This window comes from Sphingomonas sp. GW821-FHT02B09 (assembly GCF_059421875.1).
This window is the reverse complement of sequence record NZ_JBWKVV010000006.1, coordinates 114301-128770: the sequence shown is the minus strand read 5'-3', so window position 1 is coordinate 128770 and position 14470 is coordinate 114301. Positions and strand designations below refer to the sequence as shown.

The window sequence follows — 14470 nt, the reverse complement described above, 5'->3', positions numbered from 1 at the left end:
GGAGAATGGCAATGGGAGTCGAGGGGCGCAGCCTTACCGAACTCGAAGGTGCGATCTTGTCCGAGATCGAGCATCGCGGACACCGCACTGCGTTCCATGTGCGCCGGGCTTTCGCCGAGTCCTTTTCCCTTGAATGGAGGGGGAGTGCCGGCGCTGTCTATCCCGCCGTCCGGCGGCTTGAAGGGGAAGGGCTGCTCTCCGCGTCGGAGCCGACGGGAGGCCGCAAAACCCGGAGCTTGGCGCTGACGCCGATGGGGCGGGAGGCATTAATGAAGTGGGCTCGCGACCCCGTGCTGTCCTCCAGTAGCGGAGTAGACCCCTTCCGCCTGCGAGCCGGCATCTGGTTTTTGCTGCCCGATCCCGAAAAAAACGCGCTGCTATCCGACGTTCAAGCGCATATCGAACAGCAGATTGCCTTGATCGAAAGCCATGTGTCGGGCCTCGATCCTGTCGAGGCGATCCGGATCGAACTGGCGCTGGAGCATCAGCGTGACCGCTTGCGGCAGATAGAACGGTGGCGATGACAGCCCGCGCCATGAACAGACGGGATCGTTGGAAACTCGAGCGGCGCCGATCTTGTTTTCACTGGGGATCGAACTGCTTGAGATCCGCCGCCACTGACGATCGTTGCGCCCCCTGCGACACCGTGTTACCGCTACAATACACTTTTTTTGGGGGGGGGGCAGGTGAGCCTGGAAGAATATCGAGCGCCGACGAAGGTGAAACTGTCAGCGCTCTGGGCGTCGACGATGTTCTGTTACATCTACGGCGACTATTTCGGCCTCTATGTCGTGGGCACGCTGGCGGACATGAACCACGGCAACATGGGGCCGCTCGGTCACGCCACGCCCGGCGTCCTTACGGGCGTATCGCTGATGATGGCTGTCCCGAGCCTGATGGTTGCGCTGTCGCTGCTGCTGCCGACGCGGGTCTGCCGGTGGGCGTGCATCGTGCTCGGCGTGTTCTATACCGCGATCATGGCGATCAGCCTTCCCGGTTCCGAACCGTTCTACAAGGTGCTTGCCATGATCGAGATGGCGCTGACGCTGACGATCACCGTCATCGCGATCCGCTGGCCCGGCGAGGCTCGCGGTGGCTGAGGTCGCACCTTCTTCCACGCCAGCCCGGCTCGCAGGTGCGCTCTACCTTGGCACGATCGTATTCGGCCTCTTCGCCGAGATAGGCGCGCGCGGATCGTTAGTCGTCGGCAGCGACGCTGCCGCGACGGCACGCGCCATCCTTGCCAATGAGCCGCTGTTCCGAGCCGGCCTGATCGCCGATCTGGCGATGCTGGCGTGCTATGTCGGCGTGACGACGCTGTTCCTCGACATGTTCCGCTCCATCCATGCGGGCGTATCGCGGATGGCGGCAGCCTTCAGCCTTATCGGCATAGCCATACTCGCGGCGGATACCCTGCTGCTGCTCGCTCCGCTACGGCTGCTTCCCACGTCACCCTATCTGGCCGCGCTGGGAGCACAACAGCGCGACGCTGCCGTACTGGTCGCGCTCAAGGTGCATGGCGACGGCTACGACGTCAGCCTGCTATTCTTCGGCGTCTACTGTCTGATGCTGGGCTGGCTGGTTTGGCGCAGCGGCTTCCTTCCCAAGGCGATCGGCGCGCTGATGGTGCTGGCCGGAGCCTGCTACATCTTCAACGGCGTCGCCGATCTGGCAGCACCGGCGTTCGCCCGGATGCTATCGCCGCACCTCATGGATCCGACGCTGATCGGCGAGGCGGCGCTGGCGTTCTGGCTGCTTGTGTTCGGAACGCGAAGGTCCGGGACCGCGACGCGAACGGCCGAGCTTGCACCGACGGGGGTAAACGTGTGAGCGGCGGCCTTCCTGCGCGTTGCCGATCGCCTGGCACTTCAGCATCGTTAGCGGCGCTGATCGTTTTCGCCTTCCACCTCGCACTGGGCGGACGCTACGATCTGTTCCGCGACGAGCTCTATTTCATCGTCTGCGGTCAGCATCCCGCATTCGGCTATGTCGATCAGCCACCGGCGGTGCCGCTGATGGCGGCATCGCTCTACCGGCTGGGCCTCGGTGCCTGGGGGCTGCGCGTGCCGACCGCCATTGCCGCCGGCGCGCTGGTGTGGCTGGGGATGCGCTTCGCCCGGTTGCTGGACGGAGGGCGGACCGCCGAGGCGATAGCCGGGCTGGCCTGCGCGATCGCGCCGATGCTCATGGGAATCGTGGCAACGCTGAACACGTCGGCCTTCGACCCGCTGGCCTGGACCGTCGTCGCCTATCTGCTGGTCAAGGCCGGGCGTGGGGGCGACGACCGCGTGTTGATCGCCGCCGGCGTGGTCGCCGGGGTGGCGTTGCAGATCAAATATGCGATGCTGTTCTGGGTGATCGGCCTGACCATCGGCCTGATCCTGACCCCCGAGCGCCGGCTGCTGCTGCGCCCCGCCTTCTGGATCGGCGCGGCGCTCGCGGCGGTGATCGCGCTGCCGTCGTTCATCTGGCAATATGCGCACGGTTTCCCGTTTCTCGAACTCGGGCTGTCAGCCGCAGGCAAGAACGCCGACATCCCGCTGCTGCCTTTCATCGCCAACCAGATCATGGTCATGAACCCGGCCTTCGCACCGCTGTGGATCACGGGACTGATCGCGCCATTTGTGGTTCCGCGCCTACGCGATCTCCGCTTCCTCGTGATCGGGGCGATCGCGGTCGTGGCCATCGTCCGTCTGGGCCACGGCAAGGATTATTACCTGTCGCCGCTCTATCCGATGCTGTTCGCGATCGGTGCCGTGGCGCTTGCGCCGCGGATGCGGACGGGCATCGGCAGGTTTTCCACCGGGATCGCGCTGACGGCAGCGCTGGTCTTCTCGGCGCTGGCAGCACCGATGGCGCTGCCGATCCTCGCGCCGCCCATGCTCGAAGCCTATATTCAACGGCTCGGGATCGCCCCCCAGCAGCAGGAGCGCAGCTTCAAGGGTACGGTGCTGCCGCAGGTCATGGCCGATCAGCTCGGTTGGCACGATTACGTGCATCAGGTGGAGGCGGCATGGCGCCGTATCCCTGTCGGCGAACGCGCGGCCACGGCGATCAAGGTCGATAACTATGGCGAGGCCGCAGCACTTGATCTCTACGGCCGGGGGCTGCCCCCGACGCTCAGTGGCCACAATCAATATTACCTTTGGGGATTGCGCGGACAGCACCCGACCAATGTGCTGTCCGTGCAGGACGACATGGAGGGACTGAAGCCTTATTGCCGCAGGGCGACGCTGCTCGGCATTACCAGCTCACGCTACGCGATGGCGTTCGAGAACGGTAAGGTCATCGCCCTGTGCGAAGGTGTGAAGCCGCCGCTGACCGAATTGTGGCCGCGCCTCAAGCTTTACTCTTAGGTCGCTCGACGCAGTATCGAGCCCACCACCTTGACGGATCGGCCGATCACCGGCACGAAACCACGACGGACACCGCTCCTGACCCGGCAAGCGCACCGCCGCCCCTGCCTGACATGGAAGAGAAGCATGGCACCGTCCGCCATATCCGACATCGCCTTCGGTCGTGCCGCGCCCGGCATCTGCGTGCGGGACATCGCGGCCGCGCACGATTTCTATGCGCGCGTCCTGGGCTTTGCAAAGGTGTTCGAGAACGGCGATCCGGTCGGGTTTATGGTCCTGAAGAAGGACGAGGCCGAAATCCACCTGAGCCGGAAGCCGGACCACAAGGCGTCGACCGTCAACGTGATGCACATCTTCGTCAGCGATGCCGCGGCGCTGTATGTGCGGTGCGAGGCGGAAGGCGTCAGGATCATCAAGCGATTGACCGACAAGGATTACGGTCAGCGCGCCTTCGTGTTCGCCGACGCCGACGGCAACCGGATCGATATCGGCGAACGTCTTGCATGATGTTCGACGGCGTCAGTTTTTGGCGGATGCACACATTGCCGGGCATGCCGGGACTCAACCGGCAGACTGGGATTTTCATAAAGCCGATCGTAAGCCATGGATGTGATCGCTTTGGAAACCCGTTGCCGGCCTACCCTGTGAACAGGAGAACAGCGTGAGGCATCTTCTATTATTCATCGCTCTGCTGGCGACCCTCCCGATATCCCATGTGGCACATGCCGAACAAGGCTGCCCTGCTGGACAATACCCCCAACAGGGCCAGGGTTGGCGGAGCTGCGTCCCTATTCCCGGCTATAATGGCGGTCAGAGCGGATCGTCTTCTCGCCCTCCCGTCATGCAGCGGGATCAGTGGCAGGCAGTGGCGCTTGATAAAGCCAAAATGATATTGGGCGTTTCCACAGGATTGCTTACCGCCGATGGTGCCGGATCCGAAGCTCTGCGACATTGCAAGGCCAATGGAGGATCTGCGTGTTCCGTCGAGATCTCCCTGGCGAACGGATGTGTCGCCATGGCATTGGGAAAGAGCAAAATACTGTTCAGGGGCGCAAAGACCAAGTGGGCGGCGGAGAGATCTGCGATGGCGCAATGTCAGTCGGGTGACAGCGAATGCGTGATCAAGTACTCAGATTGTAGTACACCATTTAGCGCTTTATAGATTATTCGTAGTCATAAAATATGAGTTTGCAATCTATTTTCCGCATTGTGACGATTTAACCGCTTTGCGATTATATCGGGGTTGTCGTTGGGGTTGCCAAAAACGATGAGCGTGGCGGATTCAACCCCTCGGTTTCACGATATTGACAGCATGAACGATCGATGGGGTTAACGACGGGCTGTCGCGGTCACGGCGGCCCTGCTGGTCTGCCCGGGCGCGCCGGTCCGGGCGGAGGTGCCGCCGATGAGCGACGCCGAACTGGGAGCGGTCGCCGACCTGATCGCCACGGGGCTCGTGACGGCGGTTTCCGAACGGCACGAAACCTCCTACCCGGCCCGAGGATAGAGGCTGTTGACTGGTCACTGGACCATCGCCCTCACTGTCGGGGCGATCGAAAAGGGCTGGCTGGAGCCCGACAAGCGAGATTTGCACTTCACCGGCGAGCGCAACATTGTCACGTCGTCATCATGGCTTGGCGGGGCCAACACGCTGCGGCTGGCCCCGCACGTCGGCAACGAGGTCAAGGTCTATCTGGTGCGCAGCGCTGGTGAATGGCGGCTCATCCATCATCTCGGCCTTTGGCTGCGGCGGTAGCGTGCGGCACGAGGTCCGGGTTCGAGCTGACAAGTATCTATCGCCCAAGCATGTCAGCCTATGCGTCTCGCCGAGTGCCAGGCTTGGGCACGGTCCGCAAGAGAATGTCTCAGCAAGGCACCAAATATGTCGCGGATCCATTATTGACGGAGCACATACGTTGCTGCTGCCCTTGAGGCTGGGAAGCTCCTCTGGCAGGAGGGTACAAGGCCCTTTCTGCTTGGGCTCTCTCTAGTCCTTTATGAACTGCAGCCGAATGTGCATCCATAGCGGCCTGCTTTTTCTTTTCCAGTGGAATAGCCTTCGGACTGCCAATTGGAATTGTCAGCAACTCTTCGTCTATCTTTAAAACAGACGATGGAACACCGCCAGCCTTGGCCAAATTGCGATCCATCTGCAATATTTGCTGTCGGACTGGGATTACAGCTCCGTTGTTGGGCGTTGGCCCATCGCTCTGTGCTATGGCGTGGCTGCTAAAGGCAGCCAAGATAGGCAAGGCTATCACCGACCTCCTTAAACTATCCATAGAGTTCCTCCTTATTATAATTGGAAGGTTGGAATGGATCGGGCGTGCGCGACCTTGAGGGGGTGCCCACCCTTGGCACGACCGAACCGCTAGCTTTGCTTTGGCTCTACAAGTCGGCCTAGCAGGGCGTTCACACGCTCAAGCCCATGTACGCTCAGCAAGGCACCAGCGAGGTTGATGACCCGTTGTTAACGGAACACATACGCTGCTGCTGCCCCTGCGGTTGAGAAGCCGATCTGGCGGGAGGGTACATGGTCCTCTTTGCTTCAGACCGCTCTAGTCGCTCGTGTGCCTTACTTCCATCTGCGTGCATAGCGGCCATATACTGCTTGTGTAGCTGACGAGCCTTAGGACTGTTGGTCGGAGTCCTGATTAACTCTTCGTCTATTGCTAAAACAGATGAGGGTAGAAGACCCATCGCGACCCCCTTTTTATCTGTCTCAAAAGCTTGTTTCAGCATCCTGGTGGTAGCTTCATCATTAGGAGCGTTCGCTTGGGCGCTGGCGTAACCGGCAATACCGCTTAAAAGCGGCAAGGTTATCATCAGTTTTTTTAAGAAACGCATAAATCACTCCTTGTCATATTTAGTCGGCGAGAAGGAAACAGGTGTGCACGACCTTGCGAGAGCTTCCACCCCTGGCACCGTTCGCACGCGCCGCTGTTGCCTCGGCGGGAGAAGACGCCTGACCGGCGCGGCGCGCCATGTAGGTCTTGGTGCCGAAGATACCCGCATCAGTGCCGGGATCGACAGGTCCACGTCTATCGCCTCCCAGTGCAGCCCGTAGTCCCGGCCCAGCACCTCGACCTTCGCGAGTTGATCGGGATCAACCCGTTTCGATCCTTGAGCCAAGTGGGGAGGGAAGGCGAAGGTGCAGCCGTTGGTCAGGTCCACGATCAGGCGGTCAAGCTGGCGATCGTAGCGAGCCGTCGCCGCACGTGGTTCGCTCTCCTGTTCGTGCGTGCCGCTCTCGATGGCGGCATCGATCTGGGCGTCGGTGATGCTAGCCATGTATCTCGCTCCATCGTCACGCCGTTCAGCTAGTCGAGCGAAGACTCGGGTGGTCAGCGTCTGCCGTCATATCCAGCTCAGATTCGAAAACGGAACGCGGGATCGTGCCGTTACGACAGAACATGAAAATGCTCTTAGATGGCTCGTTCATTTTGCCCGGCCTTCGAAGCTTCGCGGAGAATGTCTCAGCAAGGCTGTAAGGCTGTGAATTGCCCGTTACTCACGGAACACATGCGCTGTTCCTGCGCCTGGGGTTGCGCAACCGCTCGTTGTGGCGGGGCCGTCAAGGCACCGATCATCCGTAGCCGGTCGTGCTGTTCGCGAACTGCGCTTTCCTGCTGCTCCCCGAGCCTGTCCGCATGCTGTTGCGTCAGCGCCAGCTGTTGTTTCAAGAGCTGAATAGCCCTCGGGCTGCCGGGCGGCACCTTTACCAATTCGGCGTCGATCTCAAGAACGGACGGCGGGAGGCTTCCCTGGGCGACCAGCTGCCGGTCCATCTGCAACTGCCGCTCCATCCGGGTTTTCCACGAGGGATCGGGAGCGCCGGGGTTGGCGATGGCGCATCCAGCTGCGACGCTCCAGGCCGACAGCACCAACACGAACGTCTTCGTATTCCTCAGGTGGTTTGTCATGTCACAGCCTTTCGCGACCAAATCCGATTTTGAAATGAAGAGTGTGAACGAAGGCGGCGTCACCCGGATCCGGTGACCAGGCTTAAAGTGGCGCCGGAGCACCCCGGCGACAGATGCGCCAGACCCGGACGATCAATGGTGCGGCCGATAGCCCGCAGAGAGCTTTTCCAGCTCGGCCGGTGTCGTCGCACTGGCTCGATCGCTTGCCGCCTGCATATAATTTGCGGAATAACCGGCACCGGAACAGATCGCCCGCCCCAGAAGGCGACATGATCCGGCATGGCTGTCACGCGCGCATTTCTCGACCGCGAATTGCTGCGCCGTTTGCACCTGTTCGGCATAGGCCATGTAAAGGTTGGAGGCGGCATCGGCGGCCGGTGCGCCACACGTGCCGGAAAAGGTATCGATGATCTGACATCCATCGGTCCGCAACGCCGCGCACGAAGCCATGGCGGCGCGGGCTGCCGCCTTTTCATTGCGCTCGCCGAAGGACCAGCTCACCTGCCCCTTGTGGTTGACCGCGAACGCGGCATAGCTCTCCGACCTGGCGCGCGGCGCCTGCCTTTGGCCCTGATCCGCGCCCTGCGGGGTGGCATAGGGTGAATTGTCCCGGTCGGGCGGAATACCCATCGGATTGCCTGCGCACGGTACGCCCGGCGCGCATTGCGCCCATGCCGGGGAGGCCCCGATCAGCATCAGCAGGCTCGCAAGAAACAAACGCCTCATTGGGTGGCCCCGTCCTCATGGTTTGACTGTGGTATAGACGAGGGAGGAAGCGGCGCGCAAATGTCACAAGACGATTGCGGACCCTGGAACCGGGTGTAATGAAGTTATCGGGGATGTCTGGTGCAACCGCCTGCTTTTCCGGTCGTCGGCTATTCGTCCGGGTAAAAGCCTGACATCGGGCGATGTTATGCTGTGCCGGGCCGTTCGGAAGCCGTTGATCACAAAGGGAAGTCGTATGCCTTGTGTGCAGGTGGGATGGTTATCGCGGGGCGTATTCGCACGCGCGGCAGCGATCGCGCTCGGTTTCGCCTGCCTTGCATCTGGTGGGGCTACCGATGCGCAGGACATCGCCGTATCGCGAAAATGTGGTGATGCAGCTCTGACGATCCAATGCGCAGGGGGTGGCGGCCCTCACGACTGCGCCGCCACATCGCTGAAGCTTTCCGTCACAGGCAGCGTGGGTCGCTCCCTGCCTCGGCCCGCGGAGTTTTCAGAGCCACATGACGATACGGCTGCGGTAGGTGTCGCCTGTGCGATCGCAAAGGACGGCGTCGCGTATTTCGTCGTTCAATACGGCCAGTTGCCGGACAGTTGCCCGACCTGTGAATGGATGGCGGTCATCGACCGGGATGGTCGAGCGCTGACCCGCAACGATCCACCGCTCATCACCGAGCCTTCCTTGCCAGCTGGCCATCGTGTCCAGCCGAACAACGCGGCTTACGGTGCATTGGTCAAGAAGCTCGGACTGAAGATCGGCGATTTTGCGTATGTCGAGTGCACATCCGACCCGATAGACTCCACCTGCACGTTGCAAACGCCCGGCACGGAATCGCAAAGATTCCGACTATAAACCGAAGGCCTGCCACAAAGGGGGCATCGAACCGTCGGGTCAGCGCAGCCGTCGCGCCTCGCTGCACGCGCTGTATACGATCTTGCATCCACCGGGCGCAGCCTTGCTGCACTCACCCATTGCGAGGCTCTCGGCGCGTCGGATATCGCCAGCTGTCGCCGTGCCGTAGCCATTGCTCCCCCAGCCGATCGCGGCGCACTGGTTGAAATAGGCCACTTCCAGTCGGCAGTCGGCGCCCCCACGCCCCCGGCAGTCGCCCATCGCGGCGTCGATCGCGTCCGCCTTGCCATCATGACCGATGACCGTGCCAGCCTTTCCGCTCTTCACATCGATGGCGATCGCGCCCCAGGTCTTCTTCCAGACCGGCCGTGGTCCGGAGCGGACGGCACCGCCTCCGGAAGGATTGTAGCCGGGCATGCCGGGTGCGTCGGGCGGGACGCAATTGCCACCCCCGGTGTTCACGCCGGTGGCGCATTGTGCCGACGCACCGGATGCCGGAAGCATGGCGAACGCCAGGAAGAGGAAAGCGGCGTGATGTCTACCAAGGATAGGTTTCATCGTCTTCCCGTTCGTCAACGTAAGGAGGGTTCGTGGCGCGACCGTTGGCCAGGCATCGCCATTACTGAATCCGCCTCACATAGCTGCATTTGCTATAGGCGATGTGACATTCGCCGGCGCCGTCACGGCGACATTCGCCGAGTGCCGACTTCTCGGTATCCCCGAGATACGGCCCCCTGAACAGATGGACGCGTCCGCCGGTCCTGGCCTGTGCCATGGCGACGCATTGATTGTGGTAGGTCATCCCGATCCGGCAGGACTTCCCACCCGCTGCAATGCACCGATCCATCGCCTGCGCCTCGGCGCTGGCCTTGCTGGCCGACTGCGACACCGTACCGAAGCGGCCCATATCGTAATCGAGCGCGACGGATCCCCAGAGCTCGGCCCATTTGGCGCTTGGCGTCGCTGGCCCCGGAGCGGATTGCCCATAGGGAGAATTGCCCTGATCCGGTGGGATGCAGCCGGGATTGCCCGCCGAGGGAATGCCCGGCGCGCACTGCGCGAAGGCCGCCGAGGGCAGCATGAAGGCCGACAGGACTACAAGGCAACGGATCATATTCACCGGGACAAGCTCCTAAAGACTGGTGACCGGGGCGACCCCGACGCGATGCACCGACGTGCTACCGACGATCACCTGTCGCCACGGCGCGGTTTCATGAAAAAGTACGTGCCGTCCACCGAGCCGTTCAGCCCGCAATAGCCCGGCGTCCACGCGGTCTTGCCCGGCGGTGGCGACGCCTGGACGTGCAACGTCTGCCCGACACGCCTTAGCCGCACCTTCGAACCGTCCGATCCATAGTTGATATCGAGATTGCCGCCGGCGAGGTGGCCGGTTCCTTCGATCTCACAGACCCATCGTCCCGTGACCGGCTCATTTGTGTTGATCCGGACGCGAAACCGCCCGCCGGCACCCGGCGTGATCGTCAGACCGCCGGTCACATTGTCCCAGTTCCCCGCCAGCCCGCCGCCCGAGGGAACCGTTATGCGGCGCAGGAAGTCGGCCCGGCCCGCGAGAACGTCCCGCAGCAGCCCGGTGGAATCGGTATAGCCGTATCCGAAGATACGCTCGCGCCCGGCAAGCAGGTAACGCTGGTCCTCGGTCAGCAACGCGGCGGCTGCGGGATCGAGATCGTGCCGCCGCTGCCGGTACAGCGTCGCGACCTCGGCATCGGCACGGGACAACTCCGGGCTGGCGCAGATGGTCTTTTCCACCCTGGTCGACGCGCCGGCGCAGTCGAAGGATGGCGATGCGGAGGTGGCTCGCTGCGCCGGCGAAGCCGACGCGGCGGGCGGCACGACTGCGATCAGGATCGATGCCGTCACCAGCGATGCGATGTGCGTCCCCAATGTCATGTCCTTGCGATAGCCACGATCAGCGTGCGGCGGGACGAACCGCGGTCTTCGCGACCGCGCCGGTGGGAGGATAGGCCGGCGAGGTCAGGCACTCCGACAGCCAGCGTGCACCGGGATCGAAATCGGCTTCCGCATCGATCGGCGGAAGCAGGCGCGAGGGCGGTGTCTCAGGCGCCTCATGGGCCGACGTAGCACCCCATCGACCACCGGCATCGAACCCGGGGCAGGTCGGACCCGCACCGCCACCGATCGAGCAGGTCGCGGTCGTTCGCAGCCCGCCATTGCCGACCTGCCCGACGAAGCGCGTCTCGGGAACGCTGCCGCTTGCCCAGTCCTGCGAGATCCAGCAGACCCGGCCCTTGTTCTGGTAACGCTGGCGACCGAAACAGCCATAGCTGTAGCCGTCACCGCTCGGCACGAAGGTGCACGACGTGTCGTAACCGGCATAGGCGCCACCGGTAAAGCGGGCGGCGAAACGCCGCTGCGCAAGCGCGGTTGCGATCATTTGTGGCAGCTTCGGATTGCCGGAGGCCGGGCGGCTCAGGGCGGCGGTGCGGTCGCGGATCGCCTTGAGGACGATCCCCCGCCACGTCGCAGCATCGGGTGCATTCTCGTTCCTGTCGAGGTGGCCCAGGTCCGCATCGCGCTGCGCCAGCCAGCGGCGCTGCCCGGCGACCAGCATCGCCCGGATCCCTGCGTCGCCGGTCGCCTTGAGCGTGGCCACATAGGCCGCGTTCATGGCGGCGTCGGCTCGCTGCAATCCGGCATCGGCGCAAATCATGCGGTCGATCCGCCCGGACGCCTTGCCGCAACTGATCGCCTGGGCCGGTGTCGCGGAGAGAAAGAGGATCGCGGCGAGGGCGGCTGCCGGCAAAGGGATGCGTGACATGGCGGGCTCCTTGGACCGGGATGATCGAGCGTACGGAGACATATACCTGATGATAACCGCCCGGACATGCTTGCGACAACTGGTTTCCGAGTGGTAATGACCGCGCCGTCCTAATTTAAACGCGAGGCGGCATGCGGGTATTCTCCTTCACCATCGCTGCGGCAATGTTGACCGCCGTGCCGGGGCCGATGGCGCTCGCCATGGGCGCGGCGCCGCCCGCAACTGCCTCGACGCAGACGGCGCGCTTTCGCGCGTTCTTTGCAACCTTTCGCAAGGCCGTGCTGGCGAACGACCGCAATACGGTGGTGAGCATGACGCGCCTGCCGTTCGTCGACTTCCGTGTCGGCCATCACTGCGAACGCGGCGACACGGGATGCAAGGTCAGCCCGGATACGCTGACCAGCGGCGACCGCGCCGCTTTCCTCGGCAAATACGACCGCATCTTCACGCCCGCCGTCGTCGCGGCGATCCGGGCGGGGCGTGTCCGGGGATTCAAACCCGGCGAGGACGACGGCGAGGCAAGCGGCCCCATCACAAGAGGCGAGTATCTGCTAGACGCGGAGGATGTCGGCGATCAGCGGGTCTTCGTGCCGGTCGGCGATGGCTGGAAGCTGGCGCGGGTGCCGTTCTACTCATGATCGTGGTGCGGGCGGAAGATCAGCACGGGCGAAGCGGACGGTTATGAACGGGACCGGGGCATCGGCGCTGCGACGCGTCGCACGCTGGGGGATCACGGGACTCACCGTCCTTGTCTGGCTGCCCGCGCTGATCTGCATGGCCGGTGTGGTCACCGCACGACTGACGGGCTGCGGCGCGACGGAAGCCGGCGCCGAGCTGTGTATCGTCGCGGGTGTCGACATCGGGCCCCGGCTCTACACGATGACGATGATGGGCTGGGTGGCCATCTTCCTGTCGCCGCTGATGCTGGGGAGCCTGGCGCTGACGCTCGTGCTGGTCGTGAGGCGGTTCATGCGCCGCAGGGCGGCCCGTCACGCCGCGCAGCCGACGATGAAGTATGAGGAGATTCAACGATGATGACATCCTTGCTGTTGGCCGCCGCAGTCGCCGGCATGGCGCCGGGCGCTCCGGCGCACCCGTGCGCTGCCGATGCGCGGACACGGGCGCTGAAGCTGCTCCGCTTTCATAACGATGGCGACAACCGCGCGACGATCGACCCGGCCAGTCTCCGCAAGATCGGCACGGTCGCATCGCTCGTCGGCAAGCGCCGCTTCGACGTGCTGGAGATATGGGGCAGCGTCTACAAGGGCGAATACCGGATGCGGCTGATTTACGCCAATCCCGCTGGCATGTGCGTGTTGATGGGAGAGGAGATCCTCGAGCATAGCGATCCGTACTGATGTCGGCGTGCGCGAGGTATCGCATCGTGACGCTGTCTGCGATGCTCGTCGCGCAAACGGCTTTCGGAGATGACGCGATGGCGCAGGATACGCCCGACCATGTCGCCGCGACGCTCACCACGGCAGCGCTGGGGGCAAAGGTGATCGACTCGATCATGGGCGACCTGACCGGCGAGGGCCACGACGATGCGTTACTCGTCATCGATCCGGTGCACGGCGAAAGCGCGCTTGCGCGGCATGCACTGGAGGTGGTCCTGATGCGCCGCGATGCGAGCGGAAGGCTTTACCGGGCGGCGACGAACGCGCGGCTTCTCACCTGCGGGCCGTGCGCGACGACGGATCGCCCGCTGAGTGCGCAGTCCGGCACCTTCACGGTCCTCGATGCCGGAACCGACACCCGCGCGATGCGGGCGGAGTATCGTTTCGAGTATGACCTTCGTACGAAAGCATGGCGCGTGGCGCACGTTTCGCGGCGGACCGTCGATCCGCTGACCGGGCGCGAGGTGCGGCAGGAACTCAATGCACGCGATCTCGGCGGTGTCGACTTCGCGCGCTTCGATCCCGCCCGCTTGCCGGCGTTTCAAGAGGAGAAGGGGAAGTGATCCGTTCCATGGCGATCCGGCATCAGATCGTCGCCGTTGCCCTGCCGGTCGCCGCGCTCGTCGCTTTCCCGGCAGCGATCGGCAGCGCTGCTCCGCCGATGAAGACCATCGCCACGATGGACCTGTCGAAGCCGTTCGCGACGCGCTCGCCATGGCGTTTCACCGCCACGCAAGGGCCGGACAGCAACGACACGCCATCACCCGAAGGCACCGAGCCGGGCGCGATCAGGTTGTGCATCAGCAAGGACGGCGGTCGCTCCTGCCGCCCCCGCCTCGATACCCTGCTGATCGCACCCGGCGGAGACACGCGCGATACCTTCTCCCAGCCGCACTATCTCGGCACGCCGGCATTGATGCACCCCGCCAATGGCGTGACGCTGCTGCGCATCTCGGCAGGCAGCCTGCATGCCGGCAACGGCGATCAACTGAACGGGATGGCGCTGCTTCGGTATGATCGCGGCACCGATGCCTTCGTCGCGGTCTATGAACATTTCGTCGGCCGCAACAACAACCAAGAGCTTCGCTATGTCGAGGCGGGGCCGCTCAGGGGTGCCGTGATCGTCGCGGAGCCGACGCAGGACGCGCCGTTCGGATATTGGATCTCGGTCAGCCGTTTCGCCGGCACCGGCTACAGCCGGGCGCTACGCTATCGCAGTGCGACGCGCTACGGCGATAACAATCCGCTCGCGGTGATCGACGCGGAGATGCCGAACATCTTTGGTCGCCTCGGCTTACGGCGTTCCGGACAGCCGTTCCCCGTGCCGGCGAATGGTTGCGCCAGGCCGCATATGGTCAAGGGTGCGTTGTGGTGCCGTTGACCTCGGTCGCCTCGTTACATCGGGCGCAACCGGTGTG

General features: G+C 63.4%; 20 protein-coding genes. 13 read left to right on the top strand and 7 right to left on the bottom strand.

Annotated elements, in window-relative coordinates; all coding sequences use genetic code 11:
- Positions 1-11 precede the first annotated feature (11 nt).
- From AC07U4_RS19805 to AC07U4_RS19775, 7 genes are all read left to right on the top strand, one after another.
- On the top strand, positions 12-524 hold the full coding sequence (locus AC07U4_RS19805; protein ID WP_495196692.1) for a PadR family transcriptional regulator: 513 nt from the start codon (positions 12-14) through the stop codon (positions 522-524).
- Between the two features lie 162 nt (positions 525-686).
- A complete protein-coding gene (locus AC07U4_RS19800; protein ID WP_495196691.1) occupies positions 687-1100 on the top strand; it encodes a DUF6326 family protein in 414 nt (137 codons plus the stop codon).
- Positions 1093-1830, top strand: a complete 738-nt coding sequence (locus tag AC07U4_RS19795; protein ID WP_495196690.1) for a DUF4386 domain-containing protein — start codon at positions 1093-1095, stop codon at positions 1828-1830. Before AC07U4_RS19800 ends, AC07U4_RS19795 begins: the two co-directional genes overlap by 8 nt.
- Positions 1827-3356, top strand: a complete 1530-nt coding sequence (locus AC07U4_RS19790; protein ID WP_495196689.1) for an ArnT family glycosyltransferase — start codon at positions 1827-1829, stop codon at positions 3354-3356. The genes AC07U4_RS19795 and AC07U4_RS19790 overlap by 4 nt, the downstream gene beginning before the upstream one ends.
- A gap of 30 nt (positions 3357-3386) precedes the next feature.
- Positions 3387-3863: a VOC family protein gene (locus tag AC07U4_RS19785; protein WP_495196688.1), complete on the top strand. Its 477-nt coding sequence runs from the start codon at positions 3387-3389 to the stop codon at positions 3861-3863.
- 334 nt (positions 3864-4197) lie between these two features.
- The gene (locus AC07U4_RS19780) at positions 4198-4518 is read left to right on the top strand and encodes a DUF4189 domain-containing protein (RefSeq protein WP_495196759.1); all 321 of its coding nucleotides are present in this window, start codon (positions 4198-4200) and stop codon (positions 4516-4518) included.
- A gap of 351 nt (positions 4519-4869) precedes the next feature.
- Positions 4870-5112 (top strand): hypothetical protein, encoded by a 243-nt coding sequence (locus tag AC07U4_RS19775; protein ID WP_495196687.1) that lies wholly within the window; start codon positions 4870-4872, stop codon positions 5110-5112.
- A gap of 1094 nt (positions 5113-6206) precedes the next feature.
- Here the strand turns inward: AC07U4_RS19775 and AC07U4_RS19770 are convergent.
- The 3 genes from AC07U4_RS19770 to AC07U4_RS19760 form a co-directional block, all read right to left on the bottom strand.
- Positions 6207-6647, bottom strand: a complete 441-nt coding sequence (locus AC07U4_RS19770) for a DUF2442 domain-containing protein (protein WP_495196686.1) — start codon at positions 6645-6647, stop codon at positions 6207-6209.
- Positions 6648-6832: 185 nt separating this feature from the next.
- Complete coding sequence (locus tag AC07U4_RS19765; RefSeq protein WP_495196685.1) at positions 6833-7279, bottom strand: hypothetical protein; 447 nt, start codon at positions 7277-7279, stop codon at positions 6833-6835.
- A gap of 132 nt (positions 7280-7411) precedes the next feature.
- On the bottom strand, positions 7412-8005 hold the full coding sequence (locus AC07U4_RS19760; protein WP_495196684.1) for a DUF4189 domain-containing protein: 594 nt from the start codon (positions 8003-8005) through the stop codon (positions 7412-7414).
- Between the two features lie 235 nt (positions 8006-8240).
- Between AC07U4_RS19760 and AC07U4_RS19755 the strand changes: the two genes are divergently transcribed.
- Positions 8241-8855: a hypothetical protein gene (locus AC07U4_RS19755; RefSeq protein ID WP_495196683.1), complete on the top strand. Its 615-nt coding sequence runs from the start codon at positions 8241-8243 to the stop codon at positions 8853-8855.
- A gap of 39 nt (positions 8856-8894) precedes the next feature.
- On the opposite strand, the gene AC07U4_RS19750 is transcribed toward AC07U4_RS19755, so the two are convergent.
- From AC07U4_RS19750 to AC07U4_RS19735, 4 genes are all read right to left on the bottom strand, one after another.
- A complete protein-coding gene (locus AC07U4_RS19750; RefSeq protein WP_495196682.1) occupies positions 8895-9413 on the bottom strand; it encodes a DUF4189 domain-containing protein in 519 nt (172 codons plus the stop codon).
- A 61-nt stretch (positions 9414-9474) separates the two neighbouring features.
- Positions 9475-9969 carry a DUF4189 domain-containing protein gene (locus tag AC07U4_RS19745; protein WP_495196758.1) on the bottom strand — a complete coding sequence of 165 codons (495 nt, stop codon included), beginning with the start codon at positions 9967-9969 and terminating at the stop codon, positions 9475-9477.
- Between the two features lie 74 nt (positions 9970-10043).
- Positions 10044-10736, bottom strand: coding sequence for a lysozyme inhibitor LprI family protein (locus AC07U4_RS19740; RefSeq protein WP_495196681.1), 693 nt, complete (start codon positions 10734-10736; stop codon positions 10044-10046).
- Positions 10737-10785: 49 nt separating this feature from the next.
- Positions 10786-11655, bottom strand: coding sequence for a lysozyme inhibitor LprI family protein (locus AC07U4_RS19735; RefSeq protein ID WP_495196680.1), 870 nt, complete (start codon positions 11653-11655; stop codon positions 10786-10788).
- A gap of 188 nt (positions 11656-11843) precedes the next feature.
- Here AC07U4_RS19735 and AC07U4_RS19730 point away from each other — a divergent pair, with 188 nt between their 5' ends.
- From AC07U4_RS19730 to AC07U4_RS19710, 5 genes are all read left to right on the top strand, one after another.
- Positions 11844-12293: a hypothetical protein gene (locus AC07U4_RS19730; RefSeq protein ID WP_495196679.1), complete on the top strand. Its 450-nt coding sequence runs from the start codon at positions 11844-11846 to the stop codon at positions 12291-12293.
- Positions 12294-12336: 43 nt separating this feature from the next.
- A complete protein-coding gene (locus AC07U4_RS19725) occupies positions 12337-12690 on the top strand; it encodes a hypothetical protein (protein ID WP_495196678.1) in 354 nt (117 codons plus the stop codon).
- Positions 12687-13013, top strand: coding sequence for a hypothetical protein (locus AC07U4_RS19720; protein ID WP_495196677.1), 327 nt, complete (start codon positions 12687-12689; stop codon positions 13011-13013). Before AC07U4_RS19725 ends, AC07U4_RS19720 begins: the two co-directional genes overlap by 4 nt.
- Before the next feature lie 77 nt (positions 13014-13090).
- Positions 13091-13615, top strand: a complete 525-nt coding sequence (locus AC07U4_RS19715) for a hypothetical protein (RefSeq protein ID WP_495196676.1) — start codon at positions 13091-13093, stop codon at positions 13613-13615.
- The gene (locus AC07U4_RS19710; protein ID WP_495196675.1) at positions 13612-14433 is read left to right on the top strand and encodes a hypothetical protein; all 822 of its coding nucleotides are present in this window, start codon (positions 13612-13614) and stop codon (positions 14431-14433) included. The genes AC07U4_RS19715 and AC07U4_RS19710 overlap by 4 nt, the downstream gene beginning before the upstream one ends.
- Positions 14434-14470 lie beyond the last annotated feature (37 nt).